Annotated in this window: 18 protein-coding genes; 9 read left to right on the top strand and 9 right to left on the bottom strand. The window is 69.3% G+C overall.

The features are described 5' to 3' along the window. The first annotated feature begins 144 nt into the window (after positions 1–144). The 6 genes from IT359_05210 (at position 145) to IT359_05235 (ending at position 8,290) form a co-directional block, all read left to right on the top strand. Positions 145–1,320 (top strand): 3-deoxy-7-phosphoheptulonate synthase, encoded by a 1,176-nt coding sequence (locus IT359_05210; protein ID MCC6928376.1) that lies wholly within the window; start codon positions 145–147, stop codon positions 1,318–1,320. A gap of 63 nt (positions 1,321–1,383) precedes the next feature. Continuing rightward, positions 1,384–2,367, top strand: a complete 984-nt coding sequence (locus IT359_05215; GenBank protein MCC6928377.1) for an aldo/keto reductase — start codon at positions 1,384–1,386, stop codon at positions 2,365–2,367. A gap of 310 nt (positions 2,368–2,677) precedes the next feature. Then, the gene (kynU, locus tag IT359_05220) at positions 2,678–3,952 is read left to right on the top strand and encodes a kynureninase (GenBank protein MCC6928378.1); all 1,275 of its coding nucleotides are present in this window, start codon (positions 2,678–2,680) and stop codon (positions 3,950–3,952) included. Next, positions 3,949–4,908 carry a tryptophan 2,3-dioxygenase gene (gene kynA, locus IT359_05225; GenBank protein MCC6928379.1) on the top strand — a complete coding sequence of 320 codons (960 nt, stop codon included), beginning with the start codon at positions 3,949–3,951 and terminating at the stop codon, positions 4,906–4,908. Before kynU ends, kynA begins: the two co-directional genes overlap by 4 nt. Before the next feature lie 288 nt (positions 4,909–5,196). Continuing rightward, positions 5,197–7,293 carry a S9 family peptidase gene (locus tag IT359_05230; protein ID MCC6928380.1) on the top strand — a complete coding sequence of 699 codons (2,097 nt, stop codon included), beginning with the start codon at positions 5,197–5,199 and terminating at the stop codon, positions 7,291–7,293. A gap of 169 nt (positions 7,294–7,462) precedes the next feature. Next, the gene (locus IT359_05235; protein MCC6928381.1) at positions 7,463–8,290 is read left to right on the top strand and encodes a transposase; all 828 of its coding nucleotides are present in this window, start codon (positions 7,463–7,465) and stop codon (positions 8,288–8,290) included. Positions 8,291–8,342: 52 nt separating this feature from the next. Here IT359_05235 and IT359_05240 read toward each other — a convergent pair whose 3' ends face one another. The 9 genes from IT359_05240 to IT359_05280 all read right to left on the bottom strand — a co-directional run bounded on the left by IT359_05240 (position 8,343) and on the right by IT359_05280 (position 22,316). Next, positions 8,343–11,720 (bottom strand): PD40 domain-containing protein, encoded by a 3,378-nt coding sequence (locus IT359_05240; GenBank protein ID MCC6928382.1) that lies wholly within the window; start codon positions 11,718–11,720, stop codon positions 8,343–8,345. Positions 11,721–11,877: 157 nt separating this feature from the next. Then, positions 11,878–13,242 carry a hypothetical protein gene (locus IT359_05245; GenBank protein MCC6928383.1) on the bottom strand — a complete coding sequence of 455 codons (1,365 nt, stop codon included), beginning with the start codon at positions 13,240–13,242 and terminating at the stop codon, positions 11,878–11,880. Then, entirely contained in the window at positions 13,239–13,967 is a 729-nt protein-coding gene (locus tag IT359_05250; protein MCC6928384.1) for an ABC transporter ATP-binding protein, read from the bottom strand. Before IT359_05250 ends, IT359_05245 begins: the two co-directional genes overlap by 4 nt. Next, on the bottom strand, positions 13,967–16,309 hold the full coding sequence (locus IT359_05255; GenBank protein MCC6928385.1) for a TonB-dependent receptor: 2,343 nt from the start codon (positions 16,307–16,309) through the stop codon (positions 13,967–13,969). The genes IT359_05250 and IT359_05255 overlap by 1 nt, the downstream gene beginning before the upstream one ends. A 5-nt stretch (positions 16,310–16,314) precedes the next feature. Next, positions 16,315–17,022 carry a hypothetical protein gene (locus IT359_05260; GenBank protein ID MCC6928386.1) on the bottom strand — a complete coding sequence of 236 codons (708 nt, stop codon included), beginning with the start codon at positions 17,020–17,022 and terminating at the stop codon, positions 16,315–16,317. Continuing rightward, positions 17,019–17,768 carry a hypothetical protein gene (locus IT359_05265; GenBank protein ID MCC6928387.1) on the bottom strand — a complete coding sequence of 250 codons (750 nt, stop codon included), beginning with the start codon at positions 17,766–17,768 and terminating at the stop codon, positions 17,019–17,021. The genes IT359_05260 and IT359_05265 overlap by 4 nt, the downstream gene beginning before the upstream one ends. A 331-nt stretch (positions 17,769–18,099) precedes the next feature. Continuing rightward, a complete protein-coding gene (locus IT359_05270) occupies positions 18,100–19,596 on the bottom strand; it encodes a hypothetical protein (protein ID MCC6928388.1) in 1,497 nt (498 codons plus the stop codon). 2 nt (positions 19,597–19,598) lie between these two features. Next, positions 19,599–20,720 (bottom strand): serine/threonine protein kinase, encoded by a 1,122-nt coding sequence (locus IT359_05275; GenBank protein ID MCC6928389.1) that lies wholly within the window; start codon positions 20,718–20,720, stop codon positions 19,599–19,601. A gap of 126 nt (positions 20,721–20,846) precedes the next feature. After that, a complete protein-coding gene (locus IT359_05280) occupies positions 20,847–22,316 on the bottom strand; it encodes an exo-alpha-sialidase (GenBank protein ID MCC6928390.1) in 1,470 nt (489 codons plus the stop codon). A gap of 152 nt (positions 22,317–22,468) precedes the next feature. On the opposite strand from IT359_05280, the gene IT359_05285 reads away from it, so the two are divergent. The 3 genes from IT359_05285 (at position 22,469) to IT359_05295 (ending at position 26,146) form a co-directional block, all read left to right on the top strand. After that, complete coding sequence (locus IT359_05285) at positions 22,469–23,023, top strand: VOC family protein (protein ID MCC6928391.1); 555 nt, start codon at positions 22,469–22,471, stop codon at positions 23,021–23,023. Positions 23,024–23,348: 325 nt separating this feature from the next. Further along, a complete protein-coding gene (locus tag IT359_05290; GenBank protein MCC6928392.1) occupies positions 23,349–24,008 on the top strand; it encodes a hypothetical protein in 660 nt (219 codons plus the stop codon). 254 nt (positions 24,009–24,262) lie between these two features. Beyond that, positions 24,263–26,146, top strand: coding sequence for a protein kinase (locus IT359_05295; protein ID MCC6928393.1), 1,884 nt, complete (start codon positions 24,263–24,265; stop codon positions 26,144–26,146). Positions 26,147–26,269 lie beyond the last annotated feature (123 nt).

The following is a 26,269-nucleotide window of genomic DNA, read 5'->3' on the forward strand; positions in this document are numbered from 1 at the left end:
AAGCGTGCGGGCGGGGGGCGCGAACGGCAATGCGTCATGCGAGCCGATCGGCCCCGAGTCGACGAGCGCGATCGTGTAACTTGCGGTCGGAAGCTGGATCTGGTGCGGCTGTGGCGCGGCTCTGCCGCGGCGCTCATCCCGCGCATGATCAACGACCTGACCGCGAACCTGACTTCGACGCTGACCCCGAACCTCGCCTCGTCTCTGACTGCCCACGATCACGACGCCGTTTCCCACACGGGAACGGCGGGCGCACCTCCCACGGACGACCTTCGCATCAGCGCCATCAGGCCGCTGGTGGTGCCGGCGCTGGTGCAGGAGCGCGTCACGGTTCGCGACGAGACGCTGGCGCTCGTGGGGCGCACACGCGCGGCGATTGCGGACATCCTGCATGGGCGCGACGACCGGCTCCTCGTGGTGGTCGGGCCCTGTTCGATTCACGATCACGAGCAGGCACTGGAGTATGGCCAGCGCCTCAAGGCGGTGGCGGACACACTCGGCGACGAGCTCGTCATCGTGATGCGCGCCTACTTCGAGAAGCCGCGCACCACCGTGGGGTGGAAGGGCTACATCAATGACCCGCACCTGGATGGGACGTTCGCCATCAACGAGGGGTTGGAGCGGGCGCGGCGGCTGCTGGTCGAGCTGGACTCGTTAGGCATGCCGACCGGGACGGAGTACCTGGACCTCCTCAGCCCGCAATACATCTCCGACCTGGTGTCGTGGGGGGCGATCGGCGCGCGCACGACGGAGAGCCAGAGTCATCGCCAGCTCGCCTCGGGGTTGAGCTGTCCCGTGGGGTTCAAGAACGGGACCGACGGGAGCGTGAAGGTGGCCGCCGACGCCATCCTCGCCGCGCGTTCGTCGCACGCCTTCATGGGGATGACGAAGCTGGGGGTGGCGGCGATCTTCGAGACGACGGGGAACGAGGACTGCCACGTGATCCTGCGCGGCGGCACGCGCCCCAACCACGATGCGGCGAGCGTGGCCGAGTGTTGCGCCTCGCTGCGCGCCGCAGGGCTGCGCGAGCAGGTGATGATCGACGTCTCGCACGGCAACAGCGAGAAGCAGTTCCGGCGCCAACTGACGATTGCCGGAGAACTCGCCGAGCGAGTTGCGGCTGGCGACCAGCACATCATCGGGGTGATGATCGAGAGTCACCTCGAGGAGGGGAAGCAGGCGTTGCAGCCGGGCGCGCCGCTGCGGCGCGGCGTGTCGATCACGGATGCCTGCATCGGTTTCGCCGACACGGCGCCCGTGCTGGAGGGGCTCGCGCGCGCGGTGTCGGCCCGGCGCAGCCGCCGCGTCCGCAGTACCTAACGAGAGCCGGCGCTATACCGGCGCCGGCCCCACGACCTGTCATCACCCGTTGCCGCCGCCGCCATGCACACGCGCTCGCTCGGCCAGCTGCAAGTCTCCGCCATCGGGTACGGCTGCATGGGGCTCAGCATGAGTTACGGGCAGCCGACCGAGAAGTCGCAGGCTATCGCCCTCATCCGCGCGGCCGTGGAGCGCGGCGTGACCTTCTTCGACACGGCGCAGGTGTACGGCCCGTTCGTGAACGAGGAGGTGGTGGGTGAGGCGCTGGCTCCGGTGCGCGACCAGGTGGTGATTGCGACCAAGTTCGGCTTCCGGTACGACGAGGCGGGGAAGGAGGCGGGGCTCGACTCGACCCCCGCGCAGATCCGTCGCATGACAGACGACTCGTTGCGACGGCTGCGCACCGACGTCATCGACCTCTACTACCAGCATCGCGTCGACCCTAACGTTCCAATGGAGGATGTGGCGGGGACGGTGCGCGAGCTGATCGCCGAGGGGAAGGTGAAGCACTTCGGGCTCTCCGAGTGCGGGGTGCGCAATATCCGCCGCGCGCATGCGGTGCAGCCGGTGACGGCGCTGCAGAGCGAGTACTCGCTGTGGTGGCGCGAACCGGAGGAGGCGATCCTGCCGGTGCTGGAGGAGTTGGGGATCGGCTTCGTCCCCTTCTCGCCGTTAGGCAAGGGGTTCCTGACGGGGGCCATCGACGCCACGACGACCTTCGACGCGACCGACTTCCGCAACGTGGTACCGCGCTTCACGGCGGAGAACCGCGCCGCGAACCAGGCGATGGTCGCCCTGGTCGCGCGTATTGCGCGTGAGAAGGGGGCGACGCCGGCACAGGTGGCGCTGGGGTGGGTGCTGGCGCAGAAGCCGTGGATCGTCCCGATCCCGGGGACGACGAAGCTCCATCGTCTGGAGGAGAACCTCGGGGGCGCCGAGGTGACGTTCACGGCGGGGGAGCTGGCGGAGATTGACCGCGCGGCGGCGGCGATCCCGGTGCAGGGGGAGAGGTATCCGGCGGCGGCGCAGGCGCGGATTGATCGGTGAGGGGGGGTGGGGATCGGGGTTCGCGAAATTGGGGTCAGCGAAATTGGGGTCAGAGTCACCGAACCAATTTCTCGGTGACTCTGACCCCAATTTCCCTGGCCCCCAGTTCCTCCAGTTCCCCAGATGGACCCCGGTGGGCTCCGCGCCACCGCATTGCGGGGGCGGCTGCGGGGGTGCGTCCGAGATCGACGCGAGCATTTGGGGTCAGAGTCACCGAACCAAATTCTCGATGACTCTGACCCCAATTTTCCACGCGGGGTAAGTTGGGGGGCGCGTGCCCCATGCCCGCGCGCCTCACGCGACCCCCGCCATGCTCGATCGTTCCGATGCCCTCGCGCTCGATGCGCGCGACCCGCTGGCCCCGTTGCGCGAGCAGTTCACGATCCCCGATGGGGTGATCTACCTGGACGGGAACTCGCTGGGCGCGCTCCCGGTGGCGACGGCGGCGCGCGTGCAGCGGGCGGTGCGGGAGGAGTGGGGGACTGGGCTCATTCGCAGCTGGAATACGGCGGGGTGGGTGACGCTGTCGCAGCGCGTGGCCGCCAACATTGCCTCGCTCATCGGTAGCGCGCCGGACGAGACGCTCGTTGGCGACTCGACGTCGGCCAACCTGTACAAGGTGCTGGGCAGCGCGCTGGCGCTGGTGCAGGCGCACGGTTCGCCCGGGCGCCGCACGATTGTGTCGGAGCGTGCGAACTTCCCGACGGACCTGTACATCGCCGAGTCGCTGTGTCGGCAGCACGGCTTCATGTTGCAGCTGGTGGAGCCGGGGGATGTGCGTGCGCACTGCAACGAGCAGCTGGCGGTGCTGATGCTGACGCACGTGAACTACCGCACTGGGCGCATGCACGACATGGCGGCGGTGACGGCGGCCGCACAGGCGTGCGGGGCGCTCACGCTCTGGGACCTGGCGCATTCGGCGGGGGCGGTGCCTGTCGACCTCAACGGCGCGGGGGCCGACTTCGCGGTGGGGTGCGGCTACAAGTACCTCAACGGCGGACCAGGGGCGCCGGCCTTCCTGTGGGTGCATCGCCGGCACCTCGAGGCGATGGAACGTGCGGCGTTGTGGCAGCCACTGTCGGGGTGGTTCGGGCACGCCGCGCCGTTCGCGTTCACGCCCGACTACCAACCCGCCCCCGGTATTGCGCGGTTTGCCTGCGGGACGCCGCCCGTGCTCTCGCTCACGGCGCTGGCCTGCGGCGTGGAGACGGTGCTGGCGGCGGGGCCCCTTGGCGGGATGCCGAGGCTGCGCGCCAAGTCGGTGCAGCTGACGGAAGCGTTCCTGCGCCTGGTGGAGGAACGCTGCGCCGGCCACGGGCTCTCGCTGGTGACACCGCGCGCCGCGGGGGAGCGCGGGAGCCAGGTGTCGTTCGCGCGCGCGGAGGGGGGGTACGCGATCATGCAGGCACTGATTGGCCGCGGGGTGATCGGCGACTTCCGGGCTCCCGACATCCTGCGGTTTGGGTTCACGCCGCTGTACACTCGCTTCGTCGATGTCTGGGATGCCGTCGAGCAGCTGCACGCGGTGCTCACGAGCGGCGAATGGCGAGATCCACGATTCCACCAGCAGGGGGCGGTGACATGACCTGTCCGCATCATCACGAAGGGGACGAGCAGGACGCCGGCGCCGCCGCGTCGCCGCACGGTGCGGCGGAGGGCGACGCCACGGGGAGCGACGGGACGGCGGGCGACGGAACGGCGATCGACGAGGGGGAGACGATCGTCGTCTCCGAGGGGGCCAAGCTCGATTTCAGTCGCGACATGACGTATGGCGACTACTTGCAGCTGGACGCGGTGCTTACGGCGCAGCATCCGCTCTCGCCCGACCATAACGAGTTGCTCTTCATCATCCAGCATCAGACGAGTGAACTGTGGATGAAGCTCATGCTCCATGAGCTGTCGGGCGCGGTGGGGTGCATTGCGCGCGACGAGCTGGGAAGCGCGTTCAAGATGCTGGCGCGCGTGAGCCGGATCATGGAGCAGCTGGTGCACGCGTGGGACGTACTGGCGACGATGACGCCGCCCGAGTACTCGGCGATTCGCCCGTTTCTCGCCAACTCGAGCGGCTTCCAGAGTTGGCAGTACCGCTGCATCGAGTTCATGATGGGAAACAAGAACGCCGCGATGCTGCGTCCGCACGCGCATCGCCCCGACATCCTGGCCAAGGTGGAGGCGGCGTATCGTGCGCCGTCGCTCTACGACGAGTCGTTGCGGCTGCTGGCGCGGCGCGGGATCGCGGTGCCGCAGGGCCATCTCGAGCGCGACTGGACCAGGCGCTACGTCGCGAGCGATGAAGTGGAGCAGGCGTGGTTGGTCGTCTACCGCGATCCGTCGAAGTACTGGGAGCTGTACCAGTTGGGGGAGGAGCTCACGGACCTGGAGGACGCCTTCCGGCTGTGGCGTTTCCGGCACGTGACGACGGTGGAGCGGGTGATCGGCTTCAAGCGCGGGACCGGGGGGACGAGCGGGGTGGGGTACCTGCGGAAAATGCTGGACACGGTGCTGTTCCCTGAGATTTGGAAGTTGAGGACGGATCTTTAGGGGCGGACGGGGGCGGGGGAGATCGCGCAAATTGGGGTCAGAGTCAGCGAACCAAATTCTCGCTGACTCTGACCCCAACCCGCTGACCCCAACCCGCTGACCCCAACCCGCTGACCCCAACCCGCGCCCACCTGCGCGACCCCAACCTGCCAACCTGTCCAACCCGCCGATTCGTCCGGATCGCCAAGACCGTCGGATTCGCCGCACGGCAGGCCGCCGCCCTCCTGCGGCGCGAAGCAGGGCGTTGCATGATTGGGAGCCCCCTTCCTTTCACTCACCCGCACCGCCATGAAATCCCACTCCCTGCATCGGCGCCTCGCGCGGTTCGTCGTGACGTTGCTGGCGGCCGGCTCCGCCGGCGTCGCATCCCCCGCGCAGGCGCAGACGCCGCGCCCCATGCGCGTCGCCGATTACCTCGACCTCGAGCAAGCGGGGGATCCGCAACTCTCGCCCGACGGCAAGCAGGTGGTCTACACGCGCGGCTACATCGACAAGGTCAACGACGCGTGGACCGGGGCGCTGTGGATCATGAACAGCGACGGGACGAAGCATCGCTTCCTGGCGGAAGGGTCGAACCCGGTGTGGAGTCCCGATGGGACACGACTGGCCTACATCGCGATGGGGGACAACCCAAAAGGTCCGCAGCTCTTCGTGCGGTGGATGGATGCGGAAGGAGCCACGAGCCAGGTGACGCGCCTGGGCGAAGCGCCGGCGATGCTCAAGTGGTCGCCCGATGGCAAGTCGATCGGCTTTGTCATGTTTGTCTCGAGCGAGACGCCGTGGAATGTGGAACTCCCCCCGCCGCCGCCTAACGCCAAATGGGTGGCCCCGCCGCGCGTGGTCGATCAGCTGCACTATCGCACTGACCGCACGGGCTTCGCGCGCGGCGGGTCGCGGCACATCTTCACCGTGCCCGCCGACGGCGGGACGCTGCGCCGGGTGACACCGGCCGACCTCGGCGTGGGGGCGAGCTACGATGGGATCGCCTTCGGCCCGGGGAACTGGGACTGGACGCCGGATGGGACGACGATCCTGTTCGAGGGCGTGCGGCCGGCGCAGGCCGACACGATGCTGCACGCCGGGGTCATCTACTCGGTGAGCGCCATGGGGGGCGAGGCCAAGCTCCTCACGACGGCGCCCGGGATGTGGCTCAAGCCCGTCGTTTCCCCTGACGGGAGGTCGGTCGCGTACGTGGGACACGGCCCCACGACGATGACGATGCGCACCACGTCCCTGTACGTGATGAGCATCGACGGCTCCAACGCGCGCGAGATCACGCCATCGCTCGATCGCGACCCGGCGATGTTCGGGATGGGATCACTGCTCTGGGCACCGGATGGGAGCGGCGTGTACTTCGCGCCGGAAGATCGTGGGACGCGCAACCTCGTCTTCGCCCCGCTGGGCGGCGGCGCAGTGCGCCAGGTGACAAACGGTCCGCAGCAGATCGTGCTGGGCAATCGCAGCGCCAGCGGGATGTTTGTCGGCACCGTGACGGATGTCGCGCATCCGTCCGAGGTGGCGCGCATCACGCTGGGACCCAGGGGAGCGGAGGTGGCGCGCATCACCGACATCAACGCCGACTTCACCGCCGACAAGCAACTGGGCAGCGTGGAGGAGGTGTGGTATACCTCGAGCGGCGGGACGAAGGTTCAGGGGTGGATCGTGAAGCCGCCCAACTTCGACAAGGCGCGGAGATACCCGATGCTTCTCGAGATCCACGGCGGGCCGCAGGGGATGTACGGCGTGGGCTTCGATCCGATGTGGCATGCGTTCGCCGGCGCGGGATTCGTGGTCCTCTACACCAACCCGCGTGGATCGACCGGGTATGGCAACGCCTTCATGACGGCGATCGACAAGAACTATCCCGGCCCTGACTTCGACGACCTGATGGCCGGCGTCGACACCGTCGTGGGACGTGGATACATCGACGCGTCGCAGTTGTATGTCTCCGGATGCAGCGGTGGTGGAATCCTCACCAGTTGGGTCATCACCCATACCACGCGCTTCGCCGGTGCCGCGGTGCGCTGCCCGATCACCAACTGGACGAGCATGGCCGGCGGCTCGGACGTGCCGCTTTTCGCGCACTCCTTCTTCAATCGCCCGTTTTGGGAGTCACCGAACGAGTGGCTGGAGAAGTCGCCGGTCTTCCATGCAGGGAAGGTGAAGACGCCGACGCTCTTCATGACCGGGGTGCTCGACATGCGCACGCCGATTCCGCAGTCGGAGGAGCTCTACTCGGCGCTCAAGCTGCTGGGGGTGCCGACGACGATGCTCCGCTTTGAGGAGGAGTGGCACGGAACCGAGTCGCGCCCCTCGAACTGGATGCGGACGATGCTGTACATGCAGAGCTGGTTCGGGAAGTTCGGGGCGAAGCCGGTCTCGTGAGGGTTGGGGGGGGCGGGGCGGGGGGCCGACTTCGGGGTCAGCGACATCGGCGACATTGGGGTCAGAGTCATCGAGAAACTACTTGAAGGGGGTCAGAGTCAGCGAACCAAATTCTCGCTGACTCTGACCCCAACTGTCGTGCGGCGATTTTGCACCTGAGCGCAATGCGATGGTACGGCCCCGCGAAGCATTGGGAGCGAACTTCAGCGCCAGTCTCGCTCTTCCACCTCTCGGCCGAGGATCATCGATGCCGCGACTGCCGCGCTTGGTCGTTCCTGGGCGACCGCTTCATGTCATCCAGCGTGGCAACGACCGAAGGCCAACGTTCCAATCCGTGCGCGATCACATGGTCTATCTCGACTTCCTCTTCGAGGTGAGTCGCGCGACCGACGTGTCGATTCACGCCTATGTGCTGATGACGAATCACGTGCATCTCCTCGTCACGCCAGAAAGCGAGGACGCGCCAGCTCGTCTCATGCAGAGCATCGGGCGTCGATATGTGCGCTACTTCAATACGAGGTACGCTCGAACGGGGACGCTCTGGGAGTCACGCTATCGATCATCCGTGATCGACAGCGAGCACTACCTGCTCGCCTGTGCGCGCTACATCGAGCGAAACCCGGTGCGCGCAGGAATGGTCGGCACGCCCGCCGAGTACTCCTGGTCGAGCTACCACCACAACGCGTACGGCACGCCGGACCGACTTCTCAGGGCACATCCGGTGCTGCTCGCACTCGGCACGACGCCAAGTGAACGACGTGCAGCCTATCGCGCGCTCTTTACCCAGGAACTTCCCGAAGACGAGCTCACGCGGATCCGCCGCTCGACGCAACGCGGGGATGCGACGGGGGGAGAGGCGTTCCTTCGGCAGCTGGCGATGGAGCGGCGTCGCCCCGTTGTTCGGCGACCGGTTGGGGGGCGCGTCGCTCCTTGCGGCATGGGCGATGCCGGAGTCCGCGAAAATGGGGTCAGAGTCACCGAACCAATTTCTCGGTGACTCTGACCCCAATTTGCGCTGACCCCAATTTGCGCCAGTGCTCCCCCCCCCGTCACCGCCCCACGAAGTACGGCTTCCCCATCGCCTTGGGATTCGGCCACACGCGCGACGCGTCGGCGCCGCTGAACAGGAGGCCGTTCTTCATCACGTAACGAATCCTCGACGCATTGCCGATGTCGTCCAGCGGGTTGGCGTCGAGGACGACGAGGTCGGCGAGCTTGCCGACCTCCAGGGAGCCAAGCTGGGCATCCAGACCGTGCTGCGTCGCACCGCGGATGGTGGCGATCTCGAGGATCTCCTGCGGGGTAAAGCCGCTGCGCTTGAAGAGGTCGAGCTCCCAGTGCGCGTCGATGCCGAACATCTGCCCATGCGCCCCCAGCTGCAACGACGTCCCGTTGCGATAGAGCTTCCGGAGCTCCGCGCCCATCGCCCAGACCGCCATGTCCTCCGGCCACAGCTTGGTGGGCGAGCGCACGCGCATGAGCTGTTCGGGGGTGATGAAGCGCGTGAGCTTGGGGTCCTCCCACAGCTTCGACTGCTGGTGGTACCACCCCTCGCCCATCGCAACGTTGTAGCCGACGAGGAGCGTGGGCGACATCCCCGCCGTGGTCTTTCCCCAGAAGGTCACCACGTCGCCATAGAACGGATGATGTCCCATGGAGTGCTCGAGTCCCGTGATCCCGTCGAGGAGCTGCGTGAAGTTCATCTGTGGGTCGGCGGCCGACTCGGAGACGACGTTGAGCCCCAACTCGCGCGCCGCGGTAACGGTGAGCGAGCGGCGCAGGCGGACGTCCTGGACGTAGTCCTTCACGGCGATGGCGCCATAGTCGCGGTTCCAGCGCAGCTGCTCGCGCGCGTCGTCGAGCGTGGCGATGGGGCGATACATGAGGCGCCGCGCACCGGCGCGCCCGCCGTAGATGACGGAGCCGGTGGTGAAGTAGCGCGGCCCGACCATCTGCCCGCTGCGAATCATCTCGTTGAGCCAGGCGTCGCGGTACTCGTTGCCGTACACTTCGACCATGGTGGTGACACCATACGCAAGCGGCGCCGTGAAGTATGTCGGCTGCTGTTCAATGACGTGCAACGTGGACTGCTCGATATGCGGGTGCGCGTGCGCATCGATGAGCCCGGGGATGATGGTGGCGCCGGCGAGGTCGAAGACCTTGGCCCCCACGGGAACCGTGACGTTCGTGCCTAACGCCGCAATCTTCCCATCGACGAGGACGATGGTGGCGCGCTCGACGACATCGCGCCGGGCGTTCATCGTCACCACTCGCGCGCCGGTGAGGGCGATGGGCGTCGTGTTGCGATCGACGGCGTAGTCGATCCCCAACTCGGTGCGGCGCGCGGTGGAGCCGGGCACGCGCGGACCGGTCCACGAAGCCGCGATGCCGCCGGCCGCGGTCGCGGCGGGTCGCGGCGCGCGCGCCTCGGGCGTCCCGTGCGCCTCGGGCGTCCCGCGCGCCTCCCGCGCTTCCTTCGCCTCGGCGACGATGTCGGCGACCGCCTTCTCGAAGAACCCGCGCGCCCGCGTCCACGCAATCGTGCGCGCGTCGGGCGACCAGGTGAGGTAGCCACCATCTTCGGCGTCGATGCGAAGGGCGGCCCCTGTGCCCTCGAACGGCGAGAGCGTCACCGCCTTGCCGGCACGGCTCCACGGGATGAGGTAGCTGCGCTGGTACTCGCGCACGGCGAGCCACGACAGGTCACCCGATGGCACGACGGCGACGGCGTTGGGAAGGGCATAGAGCAACGTCTCGCCGCTCCCGTCAGGCGCAATGCGCTTGAGGACGAGGTTCTCTCCCTCGAACTCGGAGAAGTAGAGTGCCTGGCCATCACCCTGCCACATGACCGACGGCGGGATCTTCCCCGCGATGTTCGCATACTCGAGCGCGTGGCCGCTGACACCGGTGACGCGGTGCTCGGTCCCGTTGGTGTCACGCACGATGAGATCGAACTGGGTTTCGTTGGAAAGCCATGTGCCCCCCGCAAGCCCGGGCGCGCCGCGCACATAGGCGAGGCGCACGCCATCGGGGGCGAGGGCAAGCGATCCGTATTGCGCGGGGACGTTCGTCAGGCGTACGGCGGGCGCATCGAGCGACGCCTTGCGATAGACGGCGCCGAGCGAGTCGTCGCTCCACCCGGCGAAGTAGAGGGCGCCGCTCGCGGGGTCGACGATGGGCGACGTTTCCAGCATCGCGGAGCGCGTGACGTTGCGCGGCGCGGCACGCCCGTCGGTCACCCACAAGTCGCCTAACGCCTCGTACAGGACGCCGGCCGCGATACGCGTCCCCCAGCGGTGGCCACGCGTGGTGGCGCGGTCGACCGGCTCCTCATGGCGGAAGCGAATGGTCTCCGACGCCTCACGTTCCACGTGCGCGGTGAACGGAACCTGGGTGTCGGCTCCAGTCATCGTGTCGATGCGATGGATCGTCCCGCCGAAGGCAATCAGGAGGTGCGCGCCGTCCGGATGCCACGCCATCGCGGGAGCGGGGCCATAGGTCGACGAACCCTGCTGGCGGTCGCGGTCGACCCCGCGGGCGAGGGTGCGCTCGCGACCGGTGACGAGGTCGCGCACGATGAGGATGGTCTCGTCGATGGCGCGATGGAGATACGCGAGCTCGCGCCCGTTAGGCGACAGCGCGGGGGCAAAGGCGCCGCCCGCTCGCGCGACGCGCGTCACGAGCTCACCCGTGCGCCGATCGTAGCGATCGATGCGCACGCCGCTGGTAGGGGTCACGTATGGGTTGAAGGCGAACGCATACAGCGGCGCGTCGCGCCGCTCGAACAGGAGCCCACTCCCATCGGGCTCGGCGACGGCGCCTCCGAGGACATTCCCGCCCTCGACGAGTCGCACCTTCCCGCCCTGTCGATCGAGCGCGACGAGCTGGTTGGGGGCACCATCACCTTCGACGGTGGCATAGATCGCCCGACCGTCGATGGACCAGGTGGGGCGATAGTAGTTCTCGCTGCGTGCCGTCGACGCGCGCGACACACGCTCGAGGGCACCGGTCGCGCGGTCGAGCGTCCAGATGTCGTAGGCGCCGGCGCGGTCGGAGGAGAAGGCGATCGCGCGCCCATCCGGCGAATAGCGTGGGAAGAGGTTCCATGAACGCCCACTCGTCAGGCGCTTCGCCGCGCCGCCGTCGATCGGCATTTCGTACAAGTGGCCGAGAAGATCGAAGAGGAGCGTGCGGCCATCGGGAGCGATGGAGAGCGACATCCACGTCCCCTCGGTGACGTCGAAGGAGATGGTCTTCGACGGGCCAGTGGGGGTCTCGACGTTCCACGCAGACGGTGATTGCGCGTACGCGCTCCGCATGGCGAGCGAGGAGACGAGCGCCGGCGCGAACACGGGCGCCAGCGAGGACACGATCGCGAGGACAAGGCGTCGAAGCACCGACGAGCGGGGACGGGCAGGGCGCGTCATGGATGGAAGGGCGGGGGGCGAGGCGAGCCCGTGCGAGGCGATGTCGCGTCGCGCGAAAGTGCCGGTTGCCCCTCGCGCCGTCAACGACGCGGTGTGGTCTCGCCTGGCGACTCGACTATCGCGGCATCGACTGCATCGATCACCGCAACTGCATCGCCTATCGTGTCCGCCGCCACCACCACAGCGCGATCACCAGCGTTGGCCACACCAGATAGAAGAGCCACGCCGCACCCACTGGCGTCGCGCGCAGCGGGTACCCGGGATACGTCTCGCCGGCCTCGCCGGCCTCGCCGGCCTCGCCGGCCTCGCCGGCCTCGGCCGATGGCGTCGGCACTCCGGCCAGTGCGTAGATCGTCTCCAGCACCACGCGTTCGATGGACGAGCGCTGCATGGCGCGCTTGTCGCCGAGTGCGTACCAGATCTCACCGTACGTGCCGCGCGGGCGTTCGAAGAGCCCGGTCGAGGTCGAGGCCGCGTACTCGATGTCGACGTGGCGCATACTGCGTTGCAGCTTGCGGAGGACGCCGCGCTCGAGGTCGGCGAGGCGCGGGTCTTCCGGCGCGAGGTGCACCGTCACGTGCAACGGTGCGCCGATGGCCGCGAGCGCGCGCTGGTCGGCGGGGGCGAACGAGTTGCGGCGATCCTCGCTGGTGTCGGTGCTCCCGCGCCAGCGCTGGCCGGTGGTGGCGGCGAGCGCCGTGACAACAAGGACCACCGCACTGCGCGCGACACGACGCGGCAGCGCGCGCCCGGGATGCAGCCACGCGGCGGCGAGGGCGAGGAGCCCGCATGACACGACGAGTGCCACCACGCAAACATCGCCTCGCAACTCGCCGCGCTCGAAGGGGCGGAGCGCCGCATCCGGGGTGAAGCGCGCAATGGCCACCAACACGCCGCCATTCACCTGTGCGGCGAAATCGAGCGCCCAGGCGCCTAACGTGACGGCCAACGCCACCACCGCGGCGCTGGCCGCCCCGTCGGTCACCGCCGCCGCCATGGCGCCGACGCCGATCACGAGCATCCCGCGCAGGAGATGGCCGGCGAGCACGGTCATCACCTCCGGCATGGCGAGGTGCCCGCCGTACCACGCCCAGAGCGCGAGGGCGAGGCACGCCGGGAGCCACGACACCACCCAGGCGGCGGCGAGGACCACCCCCTTCACCGCCAGCTGCACGCCGACGCCGACTGGCGCCTGCACCGCGAGGCGCAACGCGCCGCTCTCCTTCTCGGCCGCCACCAGACGAATGGCGACGAATGGGAAGAGGAGCGCGGCCGCCAGCGCGTACGCCCCGAACGTCGGGACGACGATTCCATCGAGCGGCGAGATCCCCTGCGACAGCGCCGCCGCCCCACCCGCCGACCCGCTCACCTCGGCGTAGGCGCGCACCGCCGTGATGAAGGCGTGCCCCACCAATGGCCCCATCGCGACGAAGAAGAGGAGCGCGGCGCGCGACGCCCACAGCTCGCGCCAGTCATGGCGGGCCAGTGCCCGCACGGCGCGCCATGCGGAGCGCGCGCTCATGTGAGCGCGAGGAAGACGTCCTCGAGCTCACCCGCCGGAAGTCCCGCCTGCGCGCGCAACGCGCCTAACGACCCACGGGCGCCGGTGCGGCCGTCGCTCACCAGCACCAATCGATCGCAGCTCCGTTCGGCGTCGCGCATGGCGTGGATCGAGAGGAGGAGCGAGCGACCCTCGCGCGCCGTCTGGCGAAGGAGGGCGATGGTCTGGCGAACCTGGCGCAGGTCCAGTCCGTCGAAGGGTTCGTCCATGAGGACGAGCGGTCGCGGGACCAGGAGGGCCAGCGAGAGCAGGAGGCGCTTGCGCTGTCCCTTGGAGAGTTCGCCGATGGGGCGCCGTTGCAGCTCCTCGACGCCGAGTGCAACGGCGGCCCCTCGCGCCCAGGCGTCGCGGGTGCGGGCGTCGACGTTCCACAAGTCGGCGAAAACATCCACGACATCGCCCGCCCGCTCGTCGCGCCACGGGACGAGCGAGTCGGGAAGGTAGAACATCGCCCTGTGACGTTCCTCGGCGGCGAGCGGGACGCCATCCACGAACACCTCGCCGCCGTCGGCGGGGAGGAGACCGGCGAGGCAGTCGAGGATCGTGCTCTTGCCGGCCCCGTTAGGCCCGAGGAGGCCGACGACCTCGCCGCGGCTCACCTCGAAGGAGGCGTCACGCACCGCCTCGATCGGGCCGAAGCTCCTCCTCAGCGCGCGGACGACGAGGCGGTGGATGTCGTCGGGCATCAGTCGCGATGCAGGGTAAAGCCGGCGCGCAGCGTGCGCGGCATGCCGTACGAGATGAGCGCATTGGCGCCGGACCCGGAGAGGTTCACCTGGTATTGCTCGTTGGTGACGTTCTCGAGGGCGACGAAGCCGGAGAGCCCGCGCATGATCTCGCGGTTGGCTTGCAGGTCCACGACGGTGAACGGGTCGAGCCAGGCGCCCTGCAACGTGGTCGTGTGTCCCTCGTGCCGCCAGATTCCGGTGTAGGTGCCGAAGCGAGACGACGTCCACGTGGCACGCACGACCTGTTTGGGCGACGGGACGCGGTTGACGTGCGCGCCAACGACGGTCCCGGTGGGGCCCGCGGCGATGCGGGCGTCGTCGTAGTTCACGCTCCCGCTCAGGAAGAGCGAGGGGAGCGGACGGAGGGCGACGTAGGCCTCGCCGCCCTTGCTGCGCGTGCGGGTGACGTTGAGGCGCTGGCGCGTGGTGACACCGCCGGTGGTGCTGAGCGTGACGGGGACGTTGAAGTCGCGATAGTTCGCGACGTACCACGTGCCCTTCATCTCGATCCAGTGCGAGGGTTGCCACTGCAGCCCCACCTCGCGCCCCTGCGCCTTCTCGGGCTTGAGGTACGGGTTGGGGAGGGTAATGGATGTGTTGCTCACCTGCTTGCGATAGAGCTCGGCCAGGTTCGGGGCGCGGAAGGCTTCGTAGTAGGCGCCGTGGATGGCGAGCGTGGAGGTGAGCTGGTAGCGCGCGCCGAGTCGCGGGGAGAAGGCGGTCTTGCTGCTGTCGGCGTAGCGCGTGATGCCCGCGGCGGCGTCGACCGACGCGCCGTTGGCGTTGGTCCAGTGGTCGAGGCGGGCGCTCAGCTCGATGCGCAGCGGCGCGGCCGGCGCGGCGATGGCTTGCACGAAGAGCCCGCTCAGCGCCTGGTCGCCGCCCGACCAGACCTTGCGCACCTGCTGTCTGCAGTTTGCGCCCGGGCAGGTGGTATTGAAGCTGCGCTCATCGTAGGCGCCGCTGTAGTGCCGGTAGTCGGCGCCGGCGCTGAACGACTCGACGTGCGTCATCGGAAGCGCGCGCGTCCAGGTGGCCGAGGCACCCCAGTCGTGGCTGGGGATGTCGGCGGTGACGCTGCTATCCTCGCACTGGCGCGCCGCTGTGGCGGGCGATGCACAGGTGGACGAGTTGCTGCGGATGGCGGCGCTGCGCTGGTGCTCGTCCTGACGACCGTCCCAGGCGCGGAGGGCGAGCGTGCCGGCGTGCTCGCCCTGCCAGTTGAGCCCCGCGTCCAGGTGTTGCTGCTGGCGGTCCTGGTATGAGAGCGGCGTGCCGGTGTGGCGGTTGTCGCCAAAGAGGTGCCCGGTGACGAAGGCGTTGAGGCGCGCGGTGGGGGCGTAGTTGAGGCGCACATAGCTGTTGCGCTGGATGATCTCCGAACGCTGGTCGATGCGGCCGCGCCTGGTGGGGTCGAGCAGCGTGTAGCCCCCGCCGGACTGGTAGTCGCCGCTCACGGTGGCGGTGAGGGGGCCAACGAGCGGGATGCCGGCGGCGGCGGCGACGTGCTGCCCGCCGCGTTCCCCACCGTCGACCGAGAGTCGCATGCTCCCCGGGGCCATGGGGCGCGAGAAGAAGGAGATGACGCCGCCCATGGCGCCGTTGCCGTACAGCGCCGACTGCCCGCCCTCGAGGACCTCGACGCGGTCGAGCATCCCCTTGGGGACGCGCCCCCAGTCGATCCACTCGCCCCATGCGTCGTTCACGGGAATCCCGTCGAAGAGAACGACCGTGCGCCCTTCGTCGACGCCGCGGATGGAGACGATCTGCGCCGTGCCGCCGACTAACGACGAGGTGCGGGGAAGTTCGACGCCGGGAATCTCGCGCAGGAGGTCCTGCGACTCGCGCGCGGCGGTGGTCTCGATGTGCTGCGGCGTGAGGACGTTGACCGTGGTGGCAATGCGGCGCGCCTCCTCGGGGGTGCGGGTCGCCGTGGTGACCACGCTGGAGAGGAGGAGGGAACCGGGCGACAGCTCGACGTCGAGCGTGGCGTCCTCACCCGGCCTCACCTCCACGACGCGACGCAGCGGGGCATACCCGACCGCGGTAACGAGGAGCTGATAGCGTCCGCCGGGGAGGGCGCGAAGGAGGTAGCGGCCGTTGCTCCCGCTGACGGCTAGGCGCGGCGGCGAGGCAATCTCGACGCGGGCGTCGGCGATCGGGGCGTGCGTGGTGCTGGCGGTGACGGTGCCGCGCAGCGCGGCGGTTTCCTGCGCGGCGAGCGCGCTGGTTGAGCCGGTCGACAGGAATGCCGCGGCCATCGCTGCGGCGAGCAGCGAGCGAACAGGTGAGGGGACCATCGAAGTCAGGGCGAGCGGGAGGCGCGGGCGGCGCAGAGCGCCAGGGCGATTGGGGGGAGTCCGGCCGCATCGCGCCTCAGGTCGACGCGCCCGGGATCTTCCATGGGGGCCGGTTCGAGCCCTCCATTCGCAGTGCGGATGAGCTGGGTGCCGTAGATCTGCTTTCGCCCCTGCTGCAGGCGCAGGCGATCCTCGAGCGTGGCAACGGCCGCCGGCGGCGACTCGTCGGGGCCGGCCTCCATCATCCGGTGAAGCACGGTGCGCGCGAGGATCGAGTCGCGCGCGGCGAGCAGCCAGACGGCGCGCACACCGGCGGGGCCGACCACGGAACGCACCGGCCACGGCGACTGCCGGTTCTTCGCCAGCGCACGCAGCGAGTCGAGCATGCTTGCCTGCGCCGTGGCGTCACCTCCTGTGGGCCCGCCCTCACCGACGATCTCGAAGCCCGGAAGCGCACCAGCGTCGGCGACGCCCCCGATCCCCGCGGCGTGCAGGAGTGCCACCCGCAATCCGTCGTTGCTCCAGTCGTGCCGCGATTCGTCGCTCCACGCGCGTTGCTTGCGGAACCAATCGGCCGAGGTGTCGACGGTGCAGCGCACGTTAGGCGTCCGGGCCCGTGCCGCCGTGGGGCGCTGGGCGAGCGCGGGCGCAGCCAACACCGCCGCGGCGACGGGGAGGAGGGCGAGGCTGGTTGCCAGGAGCGCGCGTCTCATGGCTGTGCTGCAGGCTTCGCTTCAGGCCGCGCTTCGGGCTTCGCTTCGGGCCGCGCTTCGGGCCGCGCTTCGGGCTTCGCTTCGGGCTTCACCGCCGGCTTGGGTGCCGCGGGGGCCACGGTGAAGTCGGCAAACTCCGACATGCTGTCGGTCTTGGACCAGAGCCCCACTTTGCCGCTGACGGGGGCCTTGAGCGCGTGCTCCAGCACGAGCTTCCCGTCGAGGTACGTCTTGAAGTCGGTCCCGTGGACGGTGGTCCTGAGTTCGTGCCAGGTGCCCATCTCCAGGGGGAGGCTTTCGGTCCCCCGTTTGACAAACGAGCGCTTGCCGTCGTTGAAGGTCCAGAGGACGACGTTGTCCTCGGTGCCATTGAAGCGCACGGCGAGGTAGTCGCCGTTGGGCTTCACGTCGAACAGGATCCCTGCACAGCGGTCCAGCGTTCCGGCAATCATCTTGAAGCGGCTCGAGATCTCGCCGTCGGTGAAGTCGGGGACGTCCTTCGCCACCGCGATGGGGAAGTAGGCGAAGGCCTTCACGTTGTCGATGAACTCCTCGTGGCGTGCGCCGTAGATGGCGCGCGCCTTGTCGGCGAGCCCTCCCGCCGGCTGCCCCTTCTTCCAGGCCCGCCCGTCGACGAGGATGACCTTCTTCCCCTCGTCAGATGCAACGACCCAGTTGCCCACCATGGGGATGAACGACACCGGCTCCTTCCCGACCACGTCGCGGGCGAGCGAGACCGGCTGCACCGCGGCACGCGTCGCCGCGCCCTGAGCACCCGCGGCGCGCGGAGCACTCGCGAGCAGGGCAGCGACGAAGGCCAGCGCGGCTCGCGCGGCTCGCGAGGCTCGCGAGGCTAGCGCGGCTCGCGAGGCGACTGAACCGACTGGCGCGAACGTCGCGAGCGACGCGAGTCGATGGAGAGTGGGCCGCATGTCACGATGCCTGCGAAGGAATGGTCGGACGCGTACGAACCCGAAGGGGGCTCTCTATCATGAATAAAACATGACTACGCGAGGCGCGTTCCAGCGTTGCGCCCTTCGCCAAACCTTTGCATCCCCAAACACCCGCGCCCGCGTCTCAGAGCGCCGGCCGCCGCCTCCCGTGCTGCGTCGCCTGCTCGAACGCGTGCGCCACCTGCAGCACGCCCCAGTCGTTCCGGTGCTGCCCCACGATCTGCAGCCCCACCGGGAGTCCGCGCGCGCTGAACCCCGCCGGGACCGAGATGGCGGGGCACGCGGTCATGGTCACGTACCAGCACGAGCGCATCCAGTCGATGTAGGTCGGCATCGTCACGCCGTTCACCGCGACGGGATACTCGGTGCCGAGGTCGAACGGCTCCACCTGCGTCACCGGGCAGACGAAGTAGTCGTACCTGGTGAAGAACTGGTGCACCTCGCGCCACAGCCGCGCTTGTCGGGCATTGGCGCGCGCGACGTCCGACGAACGCAGCCGCTCAGCCTCGGCAATCTCCCACTTCACCGTCTCCTTGAAGGCAGACGGGTTGTCCTGCGCCAGCTTTGCATAGTTGGCGTGGAAGGTCAGGTGGCGCAGGATGGGGAAGGCCTCGTCTATTCCCTCGAACGACGGCTCGGCGTCCTCGACCACGCATCCGAGGTCGACGAAGTGCTGGCGCTGCGCGTGCACGACGCGCGTGATCTCGGGCTCGAACGGGATGCCGCCCATCGCGGTGAACCAGGCGATGCGCACCCCCTTGAGCGATCGTTCGAGCGGGGCGCGAAAGGTGGCGGGATCGTCGGAGAGCGAGAGCGGGTCGGGGTGATACGGCCCGCTGATGGCGCTGAGGAAGAGCGCGACGTCGGCGACGGTGCGCGCCATCGGTCCCGATGTGGAGAGCGGGGACCATGAGCCGTCGTCGTCGGGGACGCGCCCGGGCGACGGACGCAGGCCCACGACGTTGTTCCACGCTGCGGGGTTCCGCAGCGAGCCGCCGGTGTCGCTCCCGTCGGCGATGGGGACGAGCTGGCAGGTGAGAGCACAGGCGGCCCCCCCGCTCGAACCGCCCACGGTGCGCGTGCGGTCGTAGCCGTTGCGGGTGGCGCCAAAAACGGGGTTGAAGGTGTTGGAGCCGGCGCCGAACTCCGGGGTGTTGGTCTTGCCTAACGTGATGGCGCCGGCGGCGCGGATGCGCCGGACGATGAGGGCGTCGGCGGTGGGGATGTTGTTGGCGAAGAGCGGCGACCCGCGTGTGGTGCGGATCCCGGCGGTATCGACCAGGTCCTTGTGCGCCACGGGGAGCCCGTGGAGGGCGCCTAACGGCTCGCCGCGCGCCTGCCGCTCGTCGGCCTCGCGCGCCCAGCGCTGCGCCATCTCGGGGACGAGGGTGACGATGGCGTTGACAGCCGGGTTCACCCGGGCAATGCGCGCGAGATGTGCGTCGAGGACCTCGCGTGCCGAGACGTCCTTTCGGCGGATGCGCGCGGCGAGTTCGACGGCGGTGAGAGTGCAGAGCTCGTCGCCGGCGTCGCGGTCGGACAGGTCGGCGAGCCTCGCCGAGAGCGCGGCGGCGCCAAGGCGCTTGCCAAAGTCGCGGCGGGAAAGGGACTCGTCAGGCATCGTCACTGGGGCGGTGGAAGCGTGGAGGGCGTCGTCGTTCGCGCACCGTTCTCGACGGCGCGGGAGAACCATCCCCACAGCAGGAGCGCGATGACGAGCATGGCGGCCGCGACCACCATGCGGCGCGAGATGGCGTCATGGGCGGCGCGCGCCTCGCGTGCCTCGTCGTTCGCGTCCTCATCCACGACCGTCACCTCGCGCGTGGTGCGCCGCCGCTTCCCCTCGCTTGCAGCTGTCGGCGCTGCGGGCGCAGCCGGCGCACCGTCGATGGCAAGGAGCACCGCGTCCGCGCTGTCGGGGCGGGCGTCGGCATCCTTCTCGAGACAGGCCATCACGATGTCGACCAGCGCCTTCGGTAGCTGCGGAGCGCGTTCGCCCAACGGCACCGGGCGCTCGGTGAGGTGCGCGGCCATCAGCGCCTGCGGCGTTGCATACTCGGCGAAGGGGTGCGCCCCTGACAGGATCTCGTAGGCGGTCACTCCCCAGGCGTAGAGATCGGAGCGCGCATCGACGACGCTCCCCGCAGCCTGCTCGGGCGACATGTAGGCGGGCGAGCCGTACGCGCTTCCCACCGAGGTGAGCGTCTCGCTGGTGGTGGTGAGCGACTCGGTGTTGAACTCCATGGTGTGCGAAGCACTCATCGCCTTGGCGATCCCGAAGTCGGTGACGAGTGCGGCGCCCTCGCCAAGGAGGATGTGCTCGGGACGCAGGTCGCGATGCAGGACACCCTGGTCGTGCGCGTAGGCGAGGGCGCTCGCCACGTCGCGCAGGATCTGCGTCGCCTCGGTGAGGGGGAGCCGCTCACCCCCCGCCATGCGCGAACGCAGCGACGGTCCTTCCACGTACGGCGTCGTGTAGTAGGCGAGAGTACCGGCCACGCCGGCTCCAAGGAGCGGGACGATGTGGGCGTGCTGCAGGCGCGTGGCGAACTTCACCTCGCGGGCAAAGCGATCGGCGAAGAGCTCGCTCCCTTCCTCGGGAGTGACGACCTTGATGACGACGACGCGTCCGAGGCGGATCTCGGTGGCGAGGAAGATGCGCGACCGCCCGCTCCCGCCGAATTCGCGGTCGAGGGCGTAGACATCGCCTAACGCCGCCTGGAGCTGGGCGCGGATATCGGTCATGCGTGCGGGGCGCGGGCGAGGCAGGAGAAGTCGCGCATGCGAGCATCAACATGCCACGCCCGGCGTTCTTTGGCGAGACAGATGCGCCTGCCACGAAACGGGTGCGCTCGTTCGTTCCGGCGATCGTCAGCGCGTGGGCGCGGGATGAACGGAGATGGCCGCCGTCCACACCTGCTGCACCCCCGTCCGGTTGTCGATCCACGCCGCGTGGAAGCGTCCGTCGGCCGAGGTGGCGAGCCCCGCCGTGTCGCCGCCATTCGCGAGATAGTCGGGACCGCGTTGCGCGCGGGCGGCGTTGGGCGCCGTGGCCACCGCGACGCTGGCGCTCCAGGTGACGCCACCATCGCGCGAGGCGGAGAAGCGCGGACGATAGCCATCGCCCGCCGGAAACTCGCGACGATCATACCACAGGACGCCCACGACCCCGTGGCGGCTGACGGCGATGGTCGCCATGGAATGGTCGGCGCCGCCGTTGTCGGCGCGTGCGCCGGTGCCGGCGCGTGCGCCGGCGTCGTCGTTGACTGGGCGCGGCGGCGACCATGTGGCGCCGGCGTCGTCGGACCAGGTGACGAGAATCTCGCCGCGCCCGGTGGCGTAGTCGGCCCACGAGGCGTACAGCCGTCCGCGATGCGGGCCGCTGCTCGCGTCGACCGCGAGTGTCCCGGTGATCCCGCGCGCGTGCGGGAGGTTGTAGCCGCTGGTGACGTTGGCCACGACGTGCGGTGGGTCGAGCGTGCGGGCGCCATCGCGCGAGCGCACGAGCATGAGTGTCGACTGTGTGACGGTCGGCTTTCCGGTGGTGGTGCGAGGGTCGCCACCACCGGGTTGGGCGAGCGTCATGCGCGTGTAGAGCACGGCCACCGAGCGATCGGGGAGGACGACGATGCCGTCCATTCCCGCGTTGATGCCGGCGCTCGCCGTCTGGTCCATGAGGGCGCGCTGCGCCGGCGCCGCGAAGGTGATGCCGCGATCGGTGGAGCGCATGAGGGCGACGGTGTTGCGGAAGTCGTCGTTCTTGTGCGTCCCCGCCTCGCCGTGCACGTGACCGTTGTAGGCGACATACAGCGCATCGTTGGTCACGTCGATGGCCATGAAGGGGCGATCGTTGGTTTGCGGCCCGCGGTGGAGCGGCGTCCAGTGCTTCCCGTCATCGCGCGTGCGCTCGACGCCCAGGTAATCCAAGTCGGAATTGACGCTCCCGGCAGGAGTCGGCGCGCCGTCGTTCACCTTGTGCAGGAAGAACGCGGTCCCCGCCGCGCTCCACGCACAGGTTGGGTCGTTGGCCCAATGCGTAGTGGTCACGGTTGGCGACGACCAGGTGCGACCGCTGTCGGTGGAGATCCACGCGGCCGACTTCACGCGCCGATTCGGTCCCGGTTCGAGCATGGCGCACGCGATGAGACGTGCAGCGTCGCGGGGATGTGCGGCGATGACGACCTCGTTGAATGGCGACGCCGCTCGTGCCGCACTCACCTGGATGTTGCGCGACACGGTGATCCACAGCGGCGCCTGCGCGTCGCGCATGACGCCGGGACGAATGGAGTACGCAACGACGCCGAGCATGACGGCGGTGCGGAGCGGTGCGAGGCGGGTCATGCGGCAATGGTGGTCGCGGTCGGCGCGCTTCGCAATGCGCGCGCGACCGCTGCAAGTGAGAAGGGTGCGTGCCCGCGCTTGCCGCGTGCGTGCACCCGCGGTCATGTTGGCCGTCGCGCGCGTACCATCTCACCCCTCGGGAGGGCGTCGCCATGCCAAAGGTCCAGGTTCAGGGAGTGCACCACATCACGCTGGTCGGTTCCACACGCCGCAGTGCGATCGACTTCTGGGAAGGGGTGCTCGGCATGCCCTTCATCTTCGAGCAGCCTAACCTTGGAACCCCGGACGAGAGCCATCTCTACTTCGATCCGGGCGATGGGCGGCTGCTGACGGTCTTCACCCACGAGGCGCGCGAGGATGCCCGGCGCAAGGCGCCGCGTGAGGTGGGGAGTGTGGACCACATCGCCTTCAACGTGTCGCGCGCCACGTTTGTCATGGCGCCAGAACGGCTGCGTGACCATGGCGTGGAGTTCTACGAGCGCGACCGCGGCTTCATGAACTCGATCTACCTGCGCGACCCCAACGGCCTGCTGCTCGAGCTGGCGTGTTACAAGTTCGAGGTGCCGGAGGGATTTCGCGCGGCGGACGTGATGCTCGGCGCGCATCGCCTGCGCGTGTCGCGCGGGGCATACAACATCACCGAGGAGCACCTGGCCGACGCGATCGAGGAGCTGCTGGCGCGGCGCGATCGGTTGGTGCACTCGTAAGGCAGCGACGCGGTGAGGAGGTCGACGCCCGGTTAGGCACGCGTCGCGCACCTCGCGCGCACGTGACGCACACGTGGCGCGCACATGTCACACACCTCGCGCAGTCGCGGCACTTGTCCACATGGCGTGTTCTCCACATGGCGTGCAGCGTGCTCGACACCTGCGACACATATGCGCGGCGCGTGTGACGCGAGGGGGCGCACTTTCGCGCCGGTGCATTACCTTGCGGGCCGTGGCGCGCGCTCCGTGACACGATGTCGATGGTGGGCGCGGCCGCCGGCCGACAGCTGCAATCTCCGGCCGGTACACCCTCACCCCGTGCGACATGACCGATCCGCTTGCGCTCCTGGCCCAGCAGGCAGGCTCCATTTCCTCGTTTGTCCCCGTCGCCGACCGCCACAATGGCTGCGGTGGGGTCTTCACCAGCACCACGATCAGCAAGACCGAATCCATGGTCGGGTTGACGGCCACGGTGGAGCGGCGCGTGCTGCGCTGCAGCAAGTGCGAAGTGGAACGTCGAGCGCCGGATCAGGTGGAAGGTGATTACCTCGCGACGATGGGGGCGATCCGCGAGACGCACGGACTCCTCACGCACCAGGAAATCCGTCGCGTGCGCGAAGCACTCGGCGTCACACCCGACGAGTTCGACCAGCTCCTGGGTCTTCCCACGGGGATCTCGAAGGGGTGGGAGACGCAGCGCCACCTGCAGAACCGGATGGCCGATGGGCGCATTCGCGCGCTGCAGGACGTGGAGCATGCGAAGCGCGTGGCGGTGGGGGCACGGGTGACGTTGCGCCTGACGGAAGAAGAGCGCGCCGCCTTCAAGCCGCCGGCCTTCCTCAAGAAGAAGGGGGGCGCCGCCATCACCGCCGAGGCCGAGGTCGAGGTACCGGTGGCACCGGTCGTCGAGGTTGTACCCGCGGCGATGGCCGCGGCGGTGCCCGCGCCGGCAGCCCCGGGCGTATCGGCGTCCGAAGCAGCCTGACGCCGAAACGCGCGTTGTCGTTCCGGGCGCCCTTCGGGAAGTGAGTGAGGGCGTCCGGGCCGCCTGCCGCTGGCCATCGTTGCGATGCCGGGGTGGCCGCGCACGGTCGAGATCGCTCCCGCCGATGCCCGTCCCCGCCTCCGGGATCCCCGACACAATGCCCCCATTTCACCCGGGTATCGTCCGTCACCCCCCGCTCGTCTAACCCGGTGATGACCGACGCAGATCAGCCAGCAGCATCCACCCAGACCTTGGTGACCCCGGCTCCCCCGCCGGGTGGAACGGCTGACCTCGGCGACCAGGACCTCTCCCCCTACCGCACCACCACCGAGCGCCCCGAGCACCTCCAAGTCTGGCAGCTCCCGCGCGAGTGGGCGTGGGGGACGGACGGTGTCTGGATCGGACACCACCGGCACACGCAGCAGGTCATCGACCCGCTGGGCCGCACGCTGTCGCTGGTCACGGCGCCCGACGAGGGGCACTGGGAGTGGCTGACGGCGGAGGCACGCCTGTTGGGCAACCGCCGGCACCGCGTGATCCCGACGACCTACGTCTACTGGCCGCGCAACGAGGTCGCCCCGCGCGGCCCGGGCTACGTGCGGCACTGGATCGACGGCGTTTCGCTGGCCATGCAGCTGCAAACGCACGGCCCCGACTCGATCGAGCAGGCCATGACGCGCCTGCGCTCGATTGGCGCCTGCCTGGCCATGCTGCACGACCGCGGCGAGACGCACGGTTCGCTCAACGGGCAGGCGTCGTGGATGTCGCGCATGGGGGAGCACTACCTGGTGGGGTGGCACTGGGCGCTCCCGCAGGCGGCGCTCCCACCGGGCAAGCTCCCCTCGCTGCAGTGGACGGTGGCGGCCCCCGAATGGCGCGACGAGATTGCGGCTGGCGGGATGTGGTGGCGCCCGACGGCGGCGACGGACCAGTTCCAGCTTGGGGCGCTGGTCATCGCCGCGCTCACCGGCGTCACGTGGAGCGACGACGGCACGGAAGCGTTAGGTGCCCTGGAAGCGCACACGCACGTCCCGCGTTCGGTGCGCGAGGTGTTGCGTCGCGCCGTGGCGATCGCGCCGGGCGGACGCTTCCCCTCGGTGGCGACGCTCCTGCAGGTGCTGGATCGCGCCATCGGTGGGGAGTCGTCGCTGGCAGGGCTCGCCCTGTCGCGCCCGGCGCTCGACCTGGAGGGGGGGCCGGAAACGGTGATGGCGCGCCAGGAGGCGCTCCTGCGCTCGGCCACTGGGCTCGACTACGAGCTGCTCGAACAGCTGGGACGCGGCGCCTCGGGGTCGGTGTGGCGCGCGCGCGATCTGGCGCTCAATCGCGAAGTGGCGCTCAAGGCGCTGCATCCGGAAATCGCGCAGGACCAGGCGGCGGTGTCACGCCTGCGCCGCGAGGCACGCGTGCTGGCCTCGCTCGCCCATCCGCGCATCATCCCCGTCCTGGAGTTCGCCGAGCGACAGGGCGTGGCGTACTTCACCATGCCGCTCAACCCCGGCGGATCGCTGGCCGCGCGCACCACGACGCATGGGGCGCTCCCGCTGTCGGAAGTTGGACCTGAGCTGGACGCGTTGCTCGACGCGATTGCATCGGCGCACGCGGCGGGCGTGGTGCATCGCGACCTCAAGCCCGAAAACATCCTCCTCGACAAGGGCGGGCACTGGAACCTGGCCGACTTCGGCATTGCCGCCGCGCCGGGTGAAAGTGGAGCTGCGGGGACGCTCGCCTTCGCCGCGCCCGAGCAGCTGCGCGGCACGCCGCAGGACGAGGGTGTCGATCGCTTCGCGCTGACGGCCGTGACTTTCTTTGCTCTCACCGGCCACCTCCCGTTCGTGGCACACGACCCCGAGCTGCAGTTGTGGCGGCAGGAGCAGGGGATCGACTGGGAGGCGCGGTGGGCGGCGCGCGTCCCGGAGCCGGTGCGCGCCTGGCTCACGCGCGGGCTGGCCTTCGAGCCCGCCGATCGCTTCGCGACGACGGCCGAGATGCGCGATGCGTGGAGTTCGGCGTGGAAGTCGGTGCTGGCCGACGAGCAGGGCGACGACGCGGAGGAAGCGCGCGGCAAGGACGGGCGTGGCGCGCTCCGGCAGTTCCTCAAGGCGGGAAAGCGCCTCCTCCCCTCGCTCACCTTCTAACAGGGCCTAGCAGGGCCTAGCAGGACCTCGCGGGTCTGGCAGGCATTGCCTCGCTTCTCTCACGCATGTCGAGGATGAGAGGCGACTCACCGCGCCACGTGAGTACGCACGCCGTGGCCAGGC

The sequence above is a fragment of the Gemmatimonadaceae bacterium genome (genome assembly GCA_020852815.1).
Taxonomy (GTDB): domain Bacteria; phylum Gemmatimonadota; class Gemmatimonadetes; order Gemmatimonadales; family Gemmatimonadaceae; genus SCN-70-22.